We start from the raw sequence: 15156 nt of genomic DNA, 5'->3' as shown, positions 1-15156 counted from the left end.
AAATATGACGATTAAAATTTCCGGCTTAGCTGCTGGTGGCCGCGCTCACCCTGAAATCAGGCCGGGCGATAAATGGAAGGACAGCCGGGGCAGCATCGTAATTATCGAAAGTTACCGATTCGACAGAGTGACATATTGCCGCGAGGGGTACTCCTCACCATGTTTTTGCACGCCAGAAAGACTGGTGCGGGAATTAGAATTTGTATCTTCCGCGCCGGTCGCCGGCGAAAAAGATATCGATCGAATTATGCGGGTGCAGGGCATCGAACGAATTCGGGTTATGCGGGAAATCATCAGGGAGCGAGGGAACAGAAAATGAAGAATGCACCAAACCTTAAAAAGCAGCCGGCGGATCTCATGGAGGAGTCAATTATCTTTGCCGGCGCTGATGCCTGGACGTTCGCCAAAGCATGGCAGGAAATGAACCCGATTGGCGACACGGTGCCGCCGGTTGTGCTGGATAAAAAGCAGCTGGCGGAGCTGGAGAATATCCGCATTGTGGATGATGGCCGGCTCTATGCCCGGGTTTGCCGTGGCGGGCATCTGACCGAACGGCAGATAACCATTCTCGCTACAAAGCTGGCGGTGGCCGGCGTGGAGCGCGCGCAATTCTACTCTGAAGGTTATCAGCTTCTGGAGGACTGGACGCCACAGCTGCCGCGCCTCAAAGCCGATGCGGAAGCCGGCAAAAGCATGGTGATCGGCAAACCGCTGACGGATGTAAACCTTCGCGACCTGGCTGATAACGAAAAGGCGCTCATACTGGCCGCGCGTTACACCGGTATTGCGATCCATGAAAACAGCGAAGGCGTGTACGTCTACCGTGCCGGCATCTGGGAGAAAACGTCTTTGCTCGAGCTGAGCCGCGAAATGGTGGCTATCTACAACGAGAACAAAACTAACTTCAGCAAGCGCGCGATCAACAACGTTATCGACGCCCTGAAAATCGTTATCCCGGTAATGGGGGAGCCGCGGCGCAGCCTGATCCCCTTTGCAAACGGCGTCTACGATATGGAAACCGGCATTTTCTCCGAACACAGCCAGGACAACTGGCTAACCAATCATAACGGCGTGACCTACACGCCAGCGGTACCAAGCGAAAACCTTCGTGACCACGCGCCGAACTTCCATAAATGGCTAAGTTACGCATCAGATAGAGACGCAATTAAGATGCAGCGCATCGCTGCAGCGCTCTTTATGGTGCTGGCGAACCGGTACGACTGGCAGCTGTTCCTCGAGATAACCGGTGAGGGCGGTAGCGGGAAAAGTGTCTTTACCCATATCGCTACGATGCTGGCCGGTGCGCATAACACCGCCAGCGGGAACATGGCGGCGCTCGACAGCGCGCGCGGGCGGGCGCAGTTCGTCGGGAAAAGCATGATAACGCTTCCTGATCAGCCCAAATATTCAGGAGAGGGTACCGGGATAAAAGCGATAACCGGCGGGGATGCCGTGGAGATCGACCCGAAACACGAGCACCAGTACACCGCCGTTTTGCGGGCGGTGGTTGTGGCCACGAACAACACGCCGATGATTTTCACCGAACGTGCCGGCGGCGTTTCCCGGCGACGCGTAATTTTCCAGTTTAACCGGCGCGTCAGCGAGGAGGATAAAGATCCCGACCTGGCAGAAAAGATATCCGCTGAAATTCCGGTGGTGGTTCGTCGGCTGCTGGCGAACTTTGCGAACCCGGAAAAAGCGCGGGCGCTGCTGCTGGAGCAACGGAACAGCGAAGAAGCACTGGAGGTGAAGCAGAAAACGGATCCGCTTTATGCCTTCTGCGCGCATCTTGAGCGGCTGGCTGATTGTGCGGGAATGATGGTAGGAAACCGCAATCCGCCTCACTATCCGCGAATTTATCTCTATCACGCTTACCTGGCATTCCTGGAGGCCAACGGTTTCGACAAGCCGCTGACGCTGAATAAATTCGCAGAGGGGATGGAAAGCGCGATGAGGGAGTTTAATCACGAGTACCGTAAGGAACGGAGAGCCCGTGGCATGGTGACCAACGTTGAACTTTCAGAGAGTGCGGAAGACTGGTTACCTCAGACGCATCCTGTAGCCGGTCATAAAGAATGAAGTTCAGATAAATATGGAGAAAGGTATACATGGTATACATCGAGAGAATAATTTATATATAAATCAGTGAAATAAACCATGTATACCTTGTTTTCAGGTATACACAGGGTGTACATGGTGTTCATTCTCTCATTAACCATCTGATCGTTTATTAAACAGAATGATGTATACCGTGTAGACCTGAAATCCCAAAATGTAGGCTGGTGTTCATAGGTTAATATTATGTTTTATAAGCAATTTATAGCCTTTATGAACACCATGTATACCTTGAGGGCAAATTCTTTAAAACGCATCCATTCATTTCACGTTGTGCATCCCCTCGATTTCATTACCATCATTTCATTACTTGCAATGATTATTGTGATTGTTGCGTTTTTTATCATGTGATAACCAAGGGGGAAGCATGAAAAAGGAACACGTGAAACCCGTTCTTCTGAGCGCTGCTCAGGTTGCGGCATTAAAAGCCATCCAGGAGCAGGAACGCCAGAAATCCGGGTTTGGTATCGCACCATCAATCCATGATGTGGCGAGAAAAATATTTGATGTTGGGCTATCCAGAATGGAGGTAAGCCAGTGAGTTACGAAATTAAAATTGGGCAAAGAAGCATTGCTATCACTGATAACGTTTCTGAAGTGGTTGCGCCTAATGAGCAGATGGCGATTCTTTTTAAAGGGATGGCGAATATTTTTGGTGATCTGCGGGCCGTGGCAATGTTAGCTGAGGCGGAAGCCGATGCCGTAGAGGTTATCCGCAATGATCCGGATTTAAACGAAGCAGCAAAAAACCGCCGGGCCAGAGATGCGGCAAATAGAGACACACTCACGGCTTTCACTAGAAGTACGGCGATGATCAGCGAACAAGCTGAAAATATTCTCAATTATCTTAAGACCAAACTGGCCCCAGTTGCTCCGTTGGCCGAGGGTGATGTTGTCGGATTTATGCGAGATAGTGAGCTACGGAATGTATTTCGCTCGCTGGATGGAGCTGCGAAAGAAAAGCTGATGGTAGCAATGTATGCCGGGAATCAGACTGATTTATGTGACGCCCTGCTACGAGGTAACGCCATTTGCTCAGGCGTAACAGATTCTCAGCTGGAGCGACTGACTTTTGCCCGTATCGCCACAGATAACGGAGCCGTTATCAAATCTGTTTCTAACCTGGTAAAAGCCATTAACCGCAACCTGCAGCAAATCATCGCTGTTCGCACATGGTATGCAAATCTGGTATTTGGAAGCAATGACGACCCTCGCGATGTGGCTCCTCGAGTCTCCGGGCTGGCGAATCTGTCCGAGTACATTGATGGTATGGAAAAAATTAATTCCCGACAGGGTAAAGCAGATGATGAAGATGGGAAACAGGCCGCCTGATGGCGGCTTTTTCTTAACTGGAGAATGCTAAATGACAGAAGTGAGGAACGGTAAATTATGTTATTGAGCAAATCAGCCTATGCCAGGCACATGGGAGTAAGCCGACAAACAGTTTACGGCTGGATAGCACGTGGTGAGATTGTGCTATCAGGCGATAAAGTGGATGTTGAAGCAACACAGGCGAAGCAAAATTCTGCTGGTGCTGGTGCTGGTGATCATCACAATGCAATGACGTGGGCGCAGGCCGCCGCGTGGGTATGGGGGCATGACGGCGGGAAAGAGCTGCCGGCTGATATTAATGCTGGCCAGCGAATAGAGGCAGCAGCCGCTGAGCTGGGTTTTGATGTTCAGCACGAGCCCGATGAACAATTGCTGATTCTCTTCCGGTTGGATGAAGAAACCCACAGCTTCTATGGCAAAGATCACATGGCTGGTGGTCTGCGTTTCCTGCGTTCCGAGCTGGCCTATGTGGCCGCAATGCATCCCGACACCCAAGATGACTGGAGCGATACAGGATTAAAGGCACTCTGTCTGCTGGCAGGTGAGAAACTGTAAACCCCCCGGCCAAACCTAACTCCTCTAACTTGACACTTTTCGTGAAAAACAGGGAAAAGTGTCAACCCAACCTAACGGATCCTGACGCCTGCGAACAGCAGCTAGAGCAGAAGTGTAAAGGGCTGGCGTTGAGCTTTGTTGAGCCCGGCGGTTAGCTTTTGTTAGTCCTGATGCGAAGCAGCGCAGGTGTCAGCCTGTTATGGTTTGTTATGCCTTACTAGGGAAAACCAGGGGGAAAGTGACAACCTCTCCCCCTTTAGAAAACTTCAGGTACAGCTCGTTGGTTGCATCAGTCAAAACCTGTCACCCGCTGGCTATACCAGCGGGAATTTTTGGCTCTAAACGCTCTAAGTTACAGTTGATGTGATCTGTAAACTGCGGCTGCAACTAGTAATCGTATAAAACCATCAGTTGCAGTTTTGCTAACTATAATCACAATGATAATGTATATAATTATACATTGTGTGCGAGGTAATCATACAATGCTAAAAGTTTGCGATAATCAGTATGAGACTTGTCCTTAAATTCTCGGACATGTTTTTCTAAATCTTCCAAGGATATATGTCCATCATGAGCATTGAAGAAAATAATATTTTGTAATTTGCTATCAATATCTGAATGTTTAGCGTAAATATCTTCAATGGTGTGTTCTACTATTCTTTGATTCTTGGGTAACCTAGCATAGTTTGACGCTATTAATCTTTTTTGATTTTTCATTAATGATGTTAAGCATTTAACACCTGGACTGAATTTATGAAAAGCATAAGCTGGGAAATATGATCTTTTATTGATGGTGAACTTGTCAAGCAACTCGACAACATGCGACTCCTGATTTGAAATTAGATCAAAATAGTTTTCCATCATCTCCTGAGGTGTTTGCATGTGTATTTTTATAGAGTTAACAGAACCGACGGCTAGAACAAGTTCATCATTTCTGAGCGTGTCCAAATCCCCAACAAGTTTTACTTTTATGTCTCCGCCTTCCTTTATTTTACCAAAGACACTCTCTGCTCTGCGTATATCCATTACCGAAACTGGTAAGTGCAGTTGAGCAAGTTCTTTATATATGTCTGAGAAGTTATCTGTAACGATTTTATTAATGCTAATTAACCCAGCATCTTCTACTTCGAGATCGTGAGAGACAACGTTTAAATTATCAATGCCTTCTTCTCTTTCAATCAGAAGGAAGTTGTTTTTTATTTTTTCTGCAATTTTAGAACGAGGTGGTATGTATGAAAATATTGTTTTTAATACTTTTTTAATATTAGGGTCACCTATTCTATACCCCATAAATATAATCGGGTTATGTATAAATAAGGATAGGAGTTGAGCACGAATCAACTCATATTTTTTATCAAAATGAACATAGTCATCACCAGTTATTATTATGGATTCTGGTTTGCTAACGCATCCGTGAATTTTATAAACAGAACCATAAGGATTGCTTAAAAGTATATCATTCCCAATTACAGGGTTATAACCAATTGCACTTTCGATAAAATTATCATAGTTTGTTGTAATCACAGAGGCAATATTTTTGGAGGCTTTTACTAATTCAGATATTTCATCTTGAACTCCTAATTTTAAATCTGTGATATTCACTAACTGTGAAAGATAGATTTTAAATCTGCTAATATTTGAGGAGGTATCTTCCGAGTTGTAGTATAAGTCATTGATATTTTTGAACTTTCCATTCCTATCTGCTTTAAGTGTTGCATCAAATATTTGCTCTAATTGCGTTGCCACTTTTGGAAGGTCTATAATACCATCTTTATTACTGTTTTCTCTGACAAGATCTTTATATAGTTCATTAGAGTTTGTCAGGTCAATACTAATTTTCTCTAAGAGTGCCGGCCAGCTATAAGAAATTGATAAGTATCTCATGCTGAAACCTGCTCCAACAAATAATATTGGATGGTTTCTGTAGCCTTTTAGAAAATCCGTTATATTCATTTGACCCCCGAGATATATTAGTGGTAATCATTAAAATTTGTTAGAACACAGCTCAAGTATGTATTTATCTGTAGAGATAAGAATTTACTTGTTATTGACCATTTGGATAGTAAATTTTCATGAGCCTCTCTTTTTCTTCGTTGAATGCTTTATCAAAATCAATTTCTTTGTCTAAATTAGAATGTAAGTCGTTTAAAGCTTTAACAAGAATCCAAGCGCTATGGTGAATGAATGGGTTTAATCCAATAATGTTTCCTGCAGAATTATCGTCAACTTTCTCAACTGCTAAAATTGCTTGGATTTTTTTACAACTTTCCTGAATATTCCAATCGGAAACATGTAATAATAATGCAGATAAAGCCATGAGTGGGTTGTTTGCTTTGATAGATGTTGGTGTGTAACTAATAATCATACGGAGTCGAGGGTGGTAGTCTCGAATCAGTCTTGCCATTTGAGTAGCTATCTCATATTTTTCGTTGAGAATTGATCTGTCAAATGTTGATGTTCCAGAGTCTTTAATTACTATAGTTCTTGCTTTTTTGACTACTGATTTAAGCCTTACATTCCAAAGTTCAGGATTCTCATTACGGTTTAGATAGAATTGAGGGTACTTGAAATAAAGGGATTGATATACTTCCTCATTGATGTCGAACCAACTTTTGTTTGTGGCGCTGAGATCGACAACATAATTATCATAGTTTCTCTTGTATCTAATCAATGAGGCCTTTGCAAGGTAAATTATGTGAGGGCTTAAATTAAATGTAAAAGTGCCTTTTTCTCTTAAATCTAAGAACCATTGGCGCATGTTACGTATATCTTCTTGCGTAAAAATCTTCTCCTGAATTCCCGCGCAGACCATAAGACCTATTAAGCGTGTCGCTTCAGAACCCGAGCGCATAAAATCAATTCGGCCTTCATTTGAAACAACGTTCAACTTATCATCTCCAGTATAAAAATCACAAAATGGGAGGTGAGAGTCTTTACCTAGATTGTCTCGAAATGCAAAGTGTGCTTGCTTTACAACTTTGCCGTTACTGAGCGATCTTCCTTCCGAAACGTAATAACCACCAGAAACATTGCATGCCGGGCATTCAACATCCTCTTTAACAAAATCTCTAAAACTTAAAGAAGGATCTGAGTTGCTACGTTCGAAAAGGTTTTCCAACTGCTTAGCATCCAGTTCACGCTTAAATTTTCTAGAATAGGCTGTTATCGTCATTTGGGGGTCTCCTTTCGAAGGGAGCTTAACTTTACCATAGGATGACCATAAAGGGAGCTGTACGGCAAACATCACTAAGGTTGGGCCTAAAACACAAATTCCCAGAGTGCCATTTTGACGTCTAGCTAACTTGATATGCTTCAAGGCAGTTCTTAAATTGTGGTATCAACATCAATAGAATGTTTTTTAAACAACTTAGATGGCAACAAGAAAATCTGGGGGTACTTTTGGGGGTACCTAATAATGGTTTGATTTTTTTATTCATATAAATCAATTGGTTGGTTTTTATGATTTGCTCCTATTATCGCACCATCAAATGCATCCCGTTTCAACATCCCCCTGTTTTTATTAAATAAAAAAATTTTTCTCATCGGCGGGATGGCGTCAGTCCACCGAATGCGATTGCCGCCGCCGAGGTGGGGCTCTCCTTTTTTGACTGGATGAAGTGCGGTTTCCCGGCAATGATCGTTTTACTGCTTGTCGCTATTGCGATTCTTTACCTCTTATTCAGGCCGGAACTTAAGGGAACCTTTGAAATGACTAGTGAACAGGTCGATTGGGATAAAGGCAAAGATGATGCATGGCGGCCTGTTTTTGAATATCGCTTGTATTGTCGTTTTAACCGTTTTTAGCATATTGTTTTGGGTATAACTTAAACGCAGCGCGGCGGTCACTGCTGGCCGCCGTGTCAGGGTCATTCTCTTTGAGCGACAGGCGAGGCGCGCTCGTGCCATCGGCGAGATCGCCAGTATAAAACGATGCCGGGCGTTACGATTAAGCCAATACTCTACGGCAGCGTAAAGGTCACCGTAGCCCTGGCGCTCCATGCGCCTGATGCGGTCGAACTTTGCGCTTTCCACTGCGCCGTCAACGATTGTGGCGTCTGCACCGGATGGGTATAGGTCGCCCCCGAACAGACGTTGGCGTTGGTATTGTCGCGCATTATTCGAAAATCGATTTGCCCTGTTGTCGCGCAGGTCCAGGATTCAAGAACGTTAAAGTTCTGGGATGCGCCAAAATCGCGGGTGATATTCCCCTGCCCGGTTACGGTAAGCGGTTGTTCCATATAGGTTGTGCGCCAGGCGGAGATAGTCCCGGTGTTAAATACCGTCCTTGGGAGAATGTCAATCGCGGTGATATTACGGATATTTACGGCGATAGTATTGATGATAGGGAGCGCTGGCGAGTAACTAATCGTCGGGGAATAAGCGGGTTTACTGGCCGCAGGCACCATCGCAAAAGGATAAGAAACTACTCCCCCAGTGGTCATTATGACCCGGAGGCCTTGCGATACGCTGCAGTAAAGATAGGTATAAGGCGGCGTTTTGGCAGATAGTGTTGCCTGTAGATTTATATCGTAAGTTGTCCAGCGGTAACTTGTTGATCGAGTCGTACTTGGATAGGTGAAAGAGGTAGTATTGACGTCTGTTATACCTGTCTTGTTCAACTGGATAGTGTTTGTACCAGGGCCAAGAGTAAGTGCGACAAAATCGCCAAAATTCGTTAAAGAACTTAAATTGCTCAGTAAACTAAAAAAGGATTTACAAGAGGCGCTTTTTCCCATGTAGATCGTGCCATTATGTGAAAAGGAAAAACATCCGTTTATGGTAAGAGATGTACCACTGCCGGTTGCAGTACAGACTCCGCTGGCATTTATACCGGGAATGGCTAATGTGACGTCAGAGGCACTTTCCAAGGTGTAGGTATGCGATCCCCAGTAAAACGTACCTGCTCCTTGGGGATATTTATCAGTGGCCCAGTAAACCCTTTCACCATTCGCGATTACCGACGTGCTGACAGCTACGGTCTTTGGCGTCAGCGTGACGGTTATCGGATCCGTAGTATAAGCACCAGTTACCGGATCAAACGATCCGCTATTAGCCTCAGGGGTGACCATCAGCGTCGCCGCGATTGCCGCGAACATAAAAACAAACCACTTCATTTTATTCTTCCTCGTAAGGACGGCTATTTACTTTGCTCAAGGGCGCAGAGTTATTGACAGACGCTCGTCGCGTTCCAGAGACCGGACGCGCCAGCAGATTTATGGGCTATATAATCCGCCCGACAGGTGGTTTCCTGCCCCTGGCCATTCCCCCATTTCACCTGCAGCGTCCCTTTTTGCGGTAAACCGCTCAGCAGAACTTCTCCGCCGTCACCGACAATTGACGCGTTTTCTTCACTTTTAAGCAGCGACGCCATCGCGCCAAAGGGGACCGGTTTACCCCCAGGCCGCGTTAACGTCATCAGGACACGGTGGCCAATGGCGGTTTTATACTCTGCTCTAACGATAGCCCCGCGGGTGGGGACGACTTTATTGGTCATATAGGTGATATCGGTATCGTCCCGCAGGGTTTTACTATTCAGGCTAATATCATTGCGGCGATAGGGGGTCAGATACGGAACAACCGCGTAACCCCGACTATCCGTAGAGATACCGGCGTAGTTATTGACGCCAATGCCTTCTGCGCCAGGAGCCTTAACTAAACCAATGGTTTCACCCAGGGATTGGGACAGCGTGATACCATTCTCATGAATCACTACCCCACCGGCTATGCCATACCCCAGCTGTTGGCTGTCGCGGCTGCGGCTGTAGGAACCATTTAACGTTCCGTGGCTTGCCTTCCAGCTGACGTTACCCCCGACGACTTGTTGTTCGCTGCGCCCCGCAAGCGTCGCGTTTATCCCCCAGTCAAGACTGGCATCATCAAAGGCTGAACCATTCAGTCGGAGGTTGTGGCTGGTTCCGTTTCCACTCGCATGGGTTGTCCCGTATGAGGCGTATGTCCGGTTGAGGAATTTATCCAGCGGCACATTGATCTCAAAGGAGACCACATTATCCTGTTCGGCATGGCCATAGAGCCCGGTATTCCGGTTCCAGGAGTAGCTCAGACTGATACCAATCGCGTTGAAATTTTTGTAATAGCCCAGATTTGCCGACAGGCTGTTACGTTCGTTCTGCCAGTAATCCTCGCTGATCAAGGATGCATTCAACGCCCCAAAGTTATCGCCAAGATCCTGATTCAGCGACAGCTCAGCCCGGTTACGCCGGCGATCGGTGATATAAGAAGGAATGTTATTATCGCTACGGTAGGTACCCAGCGTTTCTTCCAGCGAGCGAAATCCGGAGGTGGAATAGCGATAGCCGGCGATGGTAAAATTTGTTCCCGTCTGCAGGAAATTTTTGCTATAGCGTACCCGGAGCGACTGGCCCTGTTGCCTGCCGGCATCGGTCGACATGGATCGGGAATGGATGGCGTCGGCGGAAAAGGCGCCCCAGCTACCGATATTCTTACCCACCCCCAACGCATATGACTGATATTTATTGCCTGCGTTTTGCACGCCGCCGTAGAGCGTAAAGCCCCACGGAAGGCCATAAATTCCGGTGCCCTGAACAAACAGGTTTTTTTCCGTGTGAGAATCGTAGGCGCGGAATTGACCGCCCGTAACGCTATAGCGAAACTTACCTTCACGCTGTAGAACAGGCAAAGATGCGTAGGGGATGCGCAAGTGCTGCTCGCTGCCGTCGGCTTCTTTGATGGTCACGTCAAGATCGCCTGCTCCTCCGGTGGAGGCCAAATCGGAGATCTCGAACGCCCCCGGCGCCACTTTGGTCTCATAGACAACGTAACCATTCTGACGGATGGTGACCAGAGCATTGCTGCGGGCAACCCCTCGAATCACAGGCGCATAGTTACGTACGCTGGAAGGCAGCATGTCATCATCCGAGGCCATCTGAAAACCACGAAACGGCACGCTATCGAAGACATCAGCTGGTGCTGAACTGTCGCCTAACGTCAGTTGGCTTCGCAAAGAGACAATATTCCGCTGAAGATAGCTATAGACGTTGTCCCATTTACTTCCACTCTGATTACTATGCTCAAAGGTGGTGTAGTTGCGCAGACGCCAGGGACCGATATTGAGACCGGGACGCAGGTTCAAATACGTGCTTTCGTAAGTTTCTGCACCCTTATATCGGCTCTGATAGCTATTCATGTTGTAATTGAGGAGAAGGGCTGGAATACCTTCATCCCAACGTTCAATAGGCACTTCATCCAGGCTGCGCGTATTCATTGCCGCATGAGGGATACTCAGATTCAGCTTTTGGCGGTTAAACTGGAAGTCGGCAAATGCATCAGGGATGCCCGCAAGATTGGCGCATTCGCTATCACTGACGGCGAGTTCTGGAAATGAGGCCGTATCAACTCCCCATTGGCTGAGTTCTGCCAACGTGACGCAGGGCTCCAGCTTCCCATCCTGGTTCTTTGAAAACATCACATCGCGGGCATCTGCGGTCACCATTTCGTTATTGACGTAGATATCTACCCGGTAGTTTCCCGCTGGCTGTCCATTGACGACTTCAAATACGGAGAGGTCTGTCGTCGGCGCACCTTCTCCTTCGCGAACCTCAAGCAAAGCAGGATTAAAAAACTCATCCGCAAACGATATGGCTGGAGCATTGAATAGCACAGACATCATCAAGAGGCATGCATATTTCATATTGAAATTGAACTGACCCAAAATTCCATACCCATTAATCAGATGTAATCAGAAGAAATTAATATTTTGAGTGAAACTCTTTGCCACTCGTACCGTAATCGTTAATTATTTTCCAGCTAATAGTGTTACCGACTGCTCCTGCAGGAATGGTAAATAGCCGTTCTGTTGCTGGTGCCACATAGGTCTGCTCTGGCAAGGTGGGTTTAAACGTCTTTCCGCCCACCGTAATGACGCTGAAGTTCATGTAAAACGGCGTTGGGTTAGTCACCTGAATCTGGTTACCGATTTTTTTCCAGACAAGTTTATCCGCGTTTTCTTCAGGCAAGCCTTTTACAGTTGAAGGACGATAAATAAATTTCAGCCTTTTTTTGATCGCCAACTGCAATGTATTTGCCTGTACCTCGTTTTTTTTAACTGAAGGGATCGTCTTAATGTTTAGCCAGAATAATGACTCACGGTCTTGCGCAAGGTTTGCCCCCGTAAAAACCGCGCGCAAAGTATTGTCCTGGCCGGGCTCAAGACGAAACAATGGTGGGGTAATCATAAACGGGGCCTTAGCTTTGCTATTCTCCCCTTCGTCCACCCATGACTGAATAAGAACGGGAATGCCCTTGTTCGTATTGCTTACAGTAATCGATGCTTCTTTTTCATCACCATGAAAAACCAGGCGGGTCCCGCCGACCGAAACCGCCGCATGACTATTTATTGAAAAAATCAAACATGACGTCATTAAAGATAAAACAAGTAACGCTTTCATTAATACTCCGGTAGCGGAGGTGTTACCACCTCCGCTGCATGTCAAAAATTACATATACGAGATGTTTACCTGGGCGACGGCGTTAGCCGCGCCTGCGGTGACAGAAGCCGCAGTACTGATGTAATTAGCGGTAAAGCGGAGCTGTTGGGTCGTAGCGCTAGTCAGTGCAATACCGGAATCGGTAGAGTTAATATCAATATTGGTACCATCTGCTTTTTTGATATTAATGGAAACGCCCGATGCGCCGCCTGCGGTCAACGCCAGGTCACCGGCCGCATCCGCGGCCCCTGAAAAGGTCACCAGTGCAGCCGTCGGGCCACCTGAAGCCGGACAACCCGTTAAGTTGATGGCGAAAGGAACAGGAAGGGTCGTTGTCCCTACCGTCGGGAATTGAGCAGCACCGTAGGTGCCTAGCTGAACGTTAACAGTATTGTCTGAAGTATCTACACTGCAGGCTTCCTGAAGAATGGTTCCGCTGAAGTTAACGGTGGCATCCGCCGCCAATGCCTGAGATACAGACACAGATAACAGACCAAATGCAAACGCAGCTGCTGATAATTTTTTCATACATCATTATCCTTAATATAAGCCACCGAGGTGCTTCGGGGCATATTGCTATAAAGTGTTGCAGAGCCATATCATATGAATGGCCTTGAGCAGCAACATAACGCCCACGTTATTGCCATGCACCTGAAAACGTCTTATTAAGAATTTATAACTGTGCATCATTAGCGCCTGATAAAATCCTTCTTCCAGCCTATAAAAGATGCGCCATGATTTTTACGATTGTGTAAAAGGGCTCGATGTACATTTATCACAATGCGTAATGTCATTACCTCTTCTTTTACCTTGTTTTTTTATTTTCAAAATAGCAAGCGCTCCTTTGAGGGTTGAGTTTTTATTGGTTACAGCCTTAACCGTCATGTTATTATTTCGTTTAAATACGCATTCAAATTTAAAGTGTTATTAACAAAAAAAAATTTCGCCGGGTGTCCATTAATATCTCACGCCCCCTTCACGCCAATAATTGAATGGCCAGACATAAAACGCACCATAACCTTATTAATCAACAAGTTAAAACTTAGACTCTTAAGAATTTAAGTAATAATTAAGAACCTTTAAGATTTTTTAAGGGCGTTTCATGTGGCAGAGCGTGACGTGTTCAGCGTTAAGTGAGATGATTTGTTCAAGTTAAAATATATTTAATCCCCAGGTCACAAATTTATCCCTAACACAGGAAATCAAGAATTTACTATGTTGCATTTTGGGGATAATACGTTATCGAACATATGAGTTTGGCATGCACTTGAGGATTGCAACCAGTCTTCCTTTTAGTCTATTAAATTTAAAGGGATTAATAATGGTTACTATTATAAGGCACGAAGTCAATGAAAGCCTGGCAATATCCGGTGTGGTCGAAACCCGTGGTCTGGTCTTTGTGAGTTACTGTCTCGGGAACATCGGAAAACCTATCGAGGAACAGATAAATGGTGCCTTCGATAACTTGAGTGAAAGGCTTAACGCTATCGGCCTGACGCTGGAGTCAGTTGTTAAAATTGATGCTTTGTTTAGGGACGTGTGGAATATCCCAATAATGGAAAAGATCATGCGCCAAAGATTTAACGGCAATTATCCAGCCAGAAAATCTATCCAAACCGAGTTTGCCCATGATGGAGGAGCTGCGGGTATGCTCTTTCAGCTTGACGCGATTGCCTGCCGGTAACTCCCGATGCCTCATCAGTGATTTTGCAGAGATATACCATTCAGTTATTCAAGCGGGAAGCCATTATAACGGCTTCCCAGACCGCTAAAACAAATGAGTATCACAGGGAGAGGTAGTTTTATCCGCAGGAAACCGTTTTAGGTATTCTATCTTTTAGACGCGTCATAAAAAACAAAAGCGATTTTGTTTTTGTCAGGGTCGCGTACGTAAGCACTATAAAAATCAGCGCCGTAATGTGGACGATAATCTGGTGGACCTTCATCCTCTCCTCCATTCTCTATCGCTAATCGATAAAGTTCCTGGACCATGTCAACGGATACCGCGTTCAGCGCTACCATAACGCCATTGCCGCGAGTGGCGGGTAGATTATCAAACGGCATGCCAACGCATAATCCGGTAGTATGGTTATCTTTGAATGTTCCCCATGCGGCGCCTTTTTCGCTACGCCCATCCAGAGGATGACCAAGCACACGCATCAAAGGCGCATAAAATTTATATGAAGCTTGAGGGTCATTGGTTCCCAGCATAATATAAGAAAACATAGTTCCTCCTTTTTTTTGATCATAACATAGCCACGATATAATAAACACCTGTTGAATGAGAAATTAAATAATACATTAAAAACCTTGAATAATGGTGGTTATAATAAATAAAACAGAACTAATGACCAACCTTAGCAAATGCTGCACCGGCGCCGCCCCTACGTGCCAGGCAGACATGATAAACGATTCTTATATCACGCAAGAAGAGGGCTACGGGTTCCCATCAGCAAAAAAACATCTTGTTTAACACGAAACCATCGTTATCCCGATGCCAGGCTTTCTACGCTAAGGATGACGATGCTCTTGGATGCTGGCAAAAAAAGCATAGATTAGACAATAACCAATTGTAGTTACTAGGTTTATTGCGTTTTAAATGCAGATGTTTATCCCAGAGTTCAGCGAATTTACGACCGTTACCCAGCTAATACGCGAAAGGATGATGGTGCTTTATGCGGCGTTCGAC

At 45.9% G+C, this 15156-nt stretch carries 13 protein-coding genes; 6 read left to right on the top strand and 7 right to left on the bottom strand.

The annotated features are described in order from the left end of the window. Nucleotides 1-4: 4 nt before the first annotated feature. The 5 genes from KHQ23_RS02400 to KHQ23_RS02380 all read left to right on the top strand — a co-directional run bounded on the left by KHQ23_RS02400 (nucleotide 5) and on the right by KHQ23_RS02380 (nucleotide 4002). Nucleotides 5-319: a DUF4222 domain-containing protein gene (locus tag KHQ23_RS02400; RefSeq protein WP_060876007.1), complete on the top strand. Its 315-nt coding sequence runs from the start codon at nucleotides 5-7 to the stop codon at nucleotides 317-319. Continuing rightward, a complete protein-coding gene (locus tag KHQ23_RS02395) occupies nucleotides 316-2079 on the top strand; it encodes a primase-like DNA-binding domain-containing protein (protein WP_032737304.1) in 1764 nt (587 codons plus the stop codon). The genes KHQ23_RS02400 and KHQ23_RS02395 overlap by 4 nt, the downstream gene beginning before the upstream one ends. A gap of 403 nt (nucleotides 2080-2482) precedes the next feature. Further along, the gene (locus KHQ23_RS02390; protein WP_017880052.1) at nucleotides 2483-2656 is read left to right on the top strand and encodes a hypothetical protein; all 174 of its coding nucleotides are present in this window, start codon (nucleotides 2483-2485) and stop codon (nucleotides 2654-2656) included. After that, the gene (locus KHQ23_RS02385; protein ID WP_017880053.1) at nucleotides 2653-3447 is read left to right on the top strand and encodes a hypothetical protein; all 795 of its coding nucleotides are present in this window, start codon (nucleotides 2653-2655) and stop codon (nucleotides 3445-3447) included. The genes KHQ23_RS02390 and KHQ23_RS02385 overlap by 4 nt, the downstream gene beginning before the upstream one ends. A gap of 57 nt (nucleotides 3448-3504) precedes the next feature. Then, a complete protein-coding gene (locus KHQ23_RS02380) occupies nucleotides 3505-4002 on the top strand; it encodes a DNA-binding protein (protein ID WP_064757641.1) in 498 nt (165 codons plus the stop codon). Between the two features lie 453 nt (nucleotides 4003-4455). Here the strand turns inward: KHQ23_RS02380 and KHQ23_RS02375 are convergent, their stop codons facing one another. From KHQ23_RS02375 to KHQ23_RS02345, 6 genes are all read right to left on the bottom strand, one after another. Continuing rightward, nucleotides 4456-5955, bottom strand: a complete 1500-nt coding sequence (locus KHQ23_RS02375; RefSeq protein WP_023342981.1) for an SIR2 family protein — start codon at nucleotides 5953-5955, stop codon at nucleotides 4456-4458. A gap of 91 nt (nucleotides 5956-6046) precedes the next feature. Beyond that, nucleotides 6047-7174, bottom strand: a complete 1128-nt coding sequence (locus KHQ23_RS02370; protein WP_023342982.1) for a hypothetical protein — start codon at nucleotides 7172-7174, stop codon at nucleotides 6047-6049. 787 nt (nucleotides 7175-7961) lie between these two features. Then, nucleotides 7962-9116, bottom strand: coding sequence for a hypothetical protein (locus KHQ23_RS02360; RefSeq protein WP_172095809.1), 1155 nt, complete (start codon nucleotides 9114-9116; stop codon nucleotides 7962-7964). 50 nt (nucleotides 9117-9166) lie between these two features. After that, nucleotides 9167-11692: a fimbria/pilus outer membrane usher protein gene (locus KHQ23_RS02355; RefSeq protein ID WP_032421052.1), complete on the bottom strand. Its 2526-nt coding sequence runs from the start codon at nucleotides 11690-11692 to the stop codon at nucleotides 9167-9169. 37 nt (nucleotides 11693-11729) lie between these two features. Next, nucleotides 11730-12428: a molecular chaperone gene (locus KHQ23_RS02350; protein ID WP_021464580.1), complete on the bottom strand. Its 699-nt coding sequence runs from the start codon at nucleotides 12426-12428 to the stop codon at nucleotides 11730-11732. Between the two features lie 48 nt (nucleotides 12429-12476). After that, nucleotides 12477-12995, bottom strand: coding sequence for a fimbrial protein (locus KHQ23_RS02345; protein WP_004183106.1), 519 nt, complete (start codon nucleotides 12993-12995; stop codon nucleotides 12477-12479). 793 nt (nucleotides 12996-13788) lie between these two features. On the opposite strand from KHQ23_RS02345, the gene KHQ23_RS02340 reads away from it, so the two are divergent. Further along, entirely contained in the window at nucleotides 13789-14151 is a 363-nt protein-coding gene (locus KHQ23_RS02340) for a RidA family protein (protein ID WP_021464581.1), read from the top strand. Nucleotides 14152-14297: 146 nt separating this feature from the next. On the opposite strand, the gene KHQ23_RS02335 is transcribed toward KHQ23_RS02340, so the two are convergent. After that, nucleotides 14298-14693: a VOC family protein gene (locus KHQ23_RS02335; RefSeq protein WP_004183101.1), complete on the bottom strand. Its 396-nt coding sequence runs from the start codon at nucleotides 14691-14693 to the stop codon at nucleotides 14298-14300. Nucleotides 14694-15156: the final 463 nt, after the last annotated feature.

This window comes from Klebsiella sp. 64 (genome assembly GCF_018223915.1).
Taxonomy (GTDB): Bacteria; Pseudomonadota; Gammaproteobacteria; order Enterobacterales; family Enterobacteriaceae; genus Klebsiella; species Klebsiella pneumoniae.
Note: the sequence above shows the minus strand (reverse complement) of the source record. Positions and strands in the feature narration are given on the sequence as shown.

Bases quoted from the DNA above. Each gene is read 5' to 3' on its own strand.
- KHQ23_RS02400 (WP_060876007.1), top strand. From the start codon at position 5: ATGACGATTAAAATTTCCGGCTTAGCTGCTGGTGGCCGCGCTCACCCT.
- KHQ23_RS02395 (WP_032737304.1), top strand. From the start codon at position 316: ATGAAGAATGCACCAAACCTTAAAAAGCAGCCGGCGGATCTCATGGAG.
- KHQ23_RS02390 (WP_017880052.1), top strand. From the start codon at position 2,483: ATGAAAAAGGAACACGTGAAACCCGTTCTTCTGAGCGCTGCTCAGGTT.
- KHQ23_RS02380 (WP_064757641.1), top strand. From the start codon at position 3,505: ATGTTATTGAGCAAATCAGCCTATGCCAGGCACATGGGAGTAAGCCGA.
- KHQ23_RS02375 (WP_023342981.1), bottom strand. From the start codon at position 5,955: ATGAATATAACGGATTTTCTAAAAGGCTACAGAAACCATCCAATATTA.
- KHQ23_RS02370 (WP_023342982.1), bottom strand. From the start codon at position 7,174: ATGACGATAACAGCCTATTCTAGAAAATTTAAGCGTGAACTGGATGCT.
- KHQ23_RS02360 (WP_172095809.1), bottom strand. From the start codon at position 9,116: ATGAAGTGGTTTGTTTTTATGTTCGCGGCAATCGCGGCGACGCTGATG.
- KHQ23_RS02350 (WP_021464580.1), bottom strand. From the start codon at position 12,428: ATGAAAGCGTTACTTGTTTTATCTTTAATGACGTCATGTTTGATTTTT.
- KHQ23_RS02345 (WP_004183106.1), bottom strand. From the start codon at position 12,995: ATGAAAAAATTATCAGCAGCTGCGTTTGCATTTGGTCTGTTATCTGTG.
- KHQ23_RS02340 (WP_021464581.1), top strand. From the start codon at position 13,789: ATGGTTACTATTATAAGGCACGAAGTCAATGAAAGCCTGGCAATATCC.
- KHQ23_RS02335 (WP_004183101.1), bottom strand. From the start codon at position 14,693: ATGTTTTCTTATATTATGCTGGGAACCAATGACCCTCAAGCTTCATAT.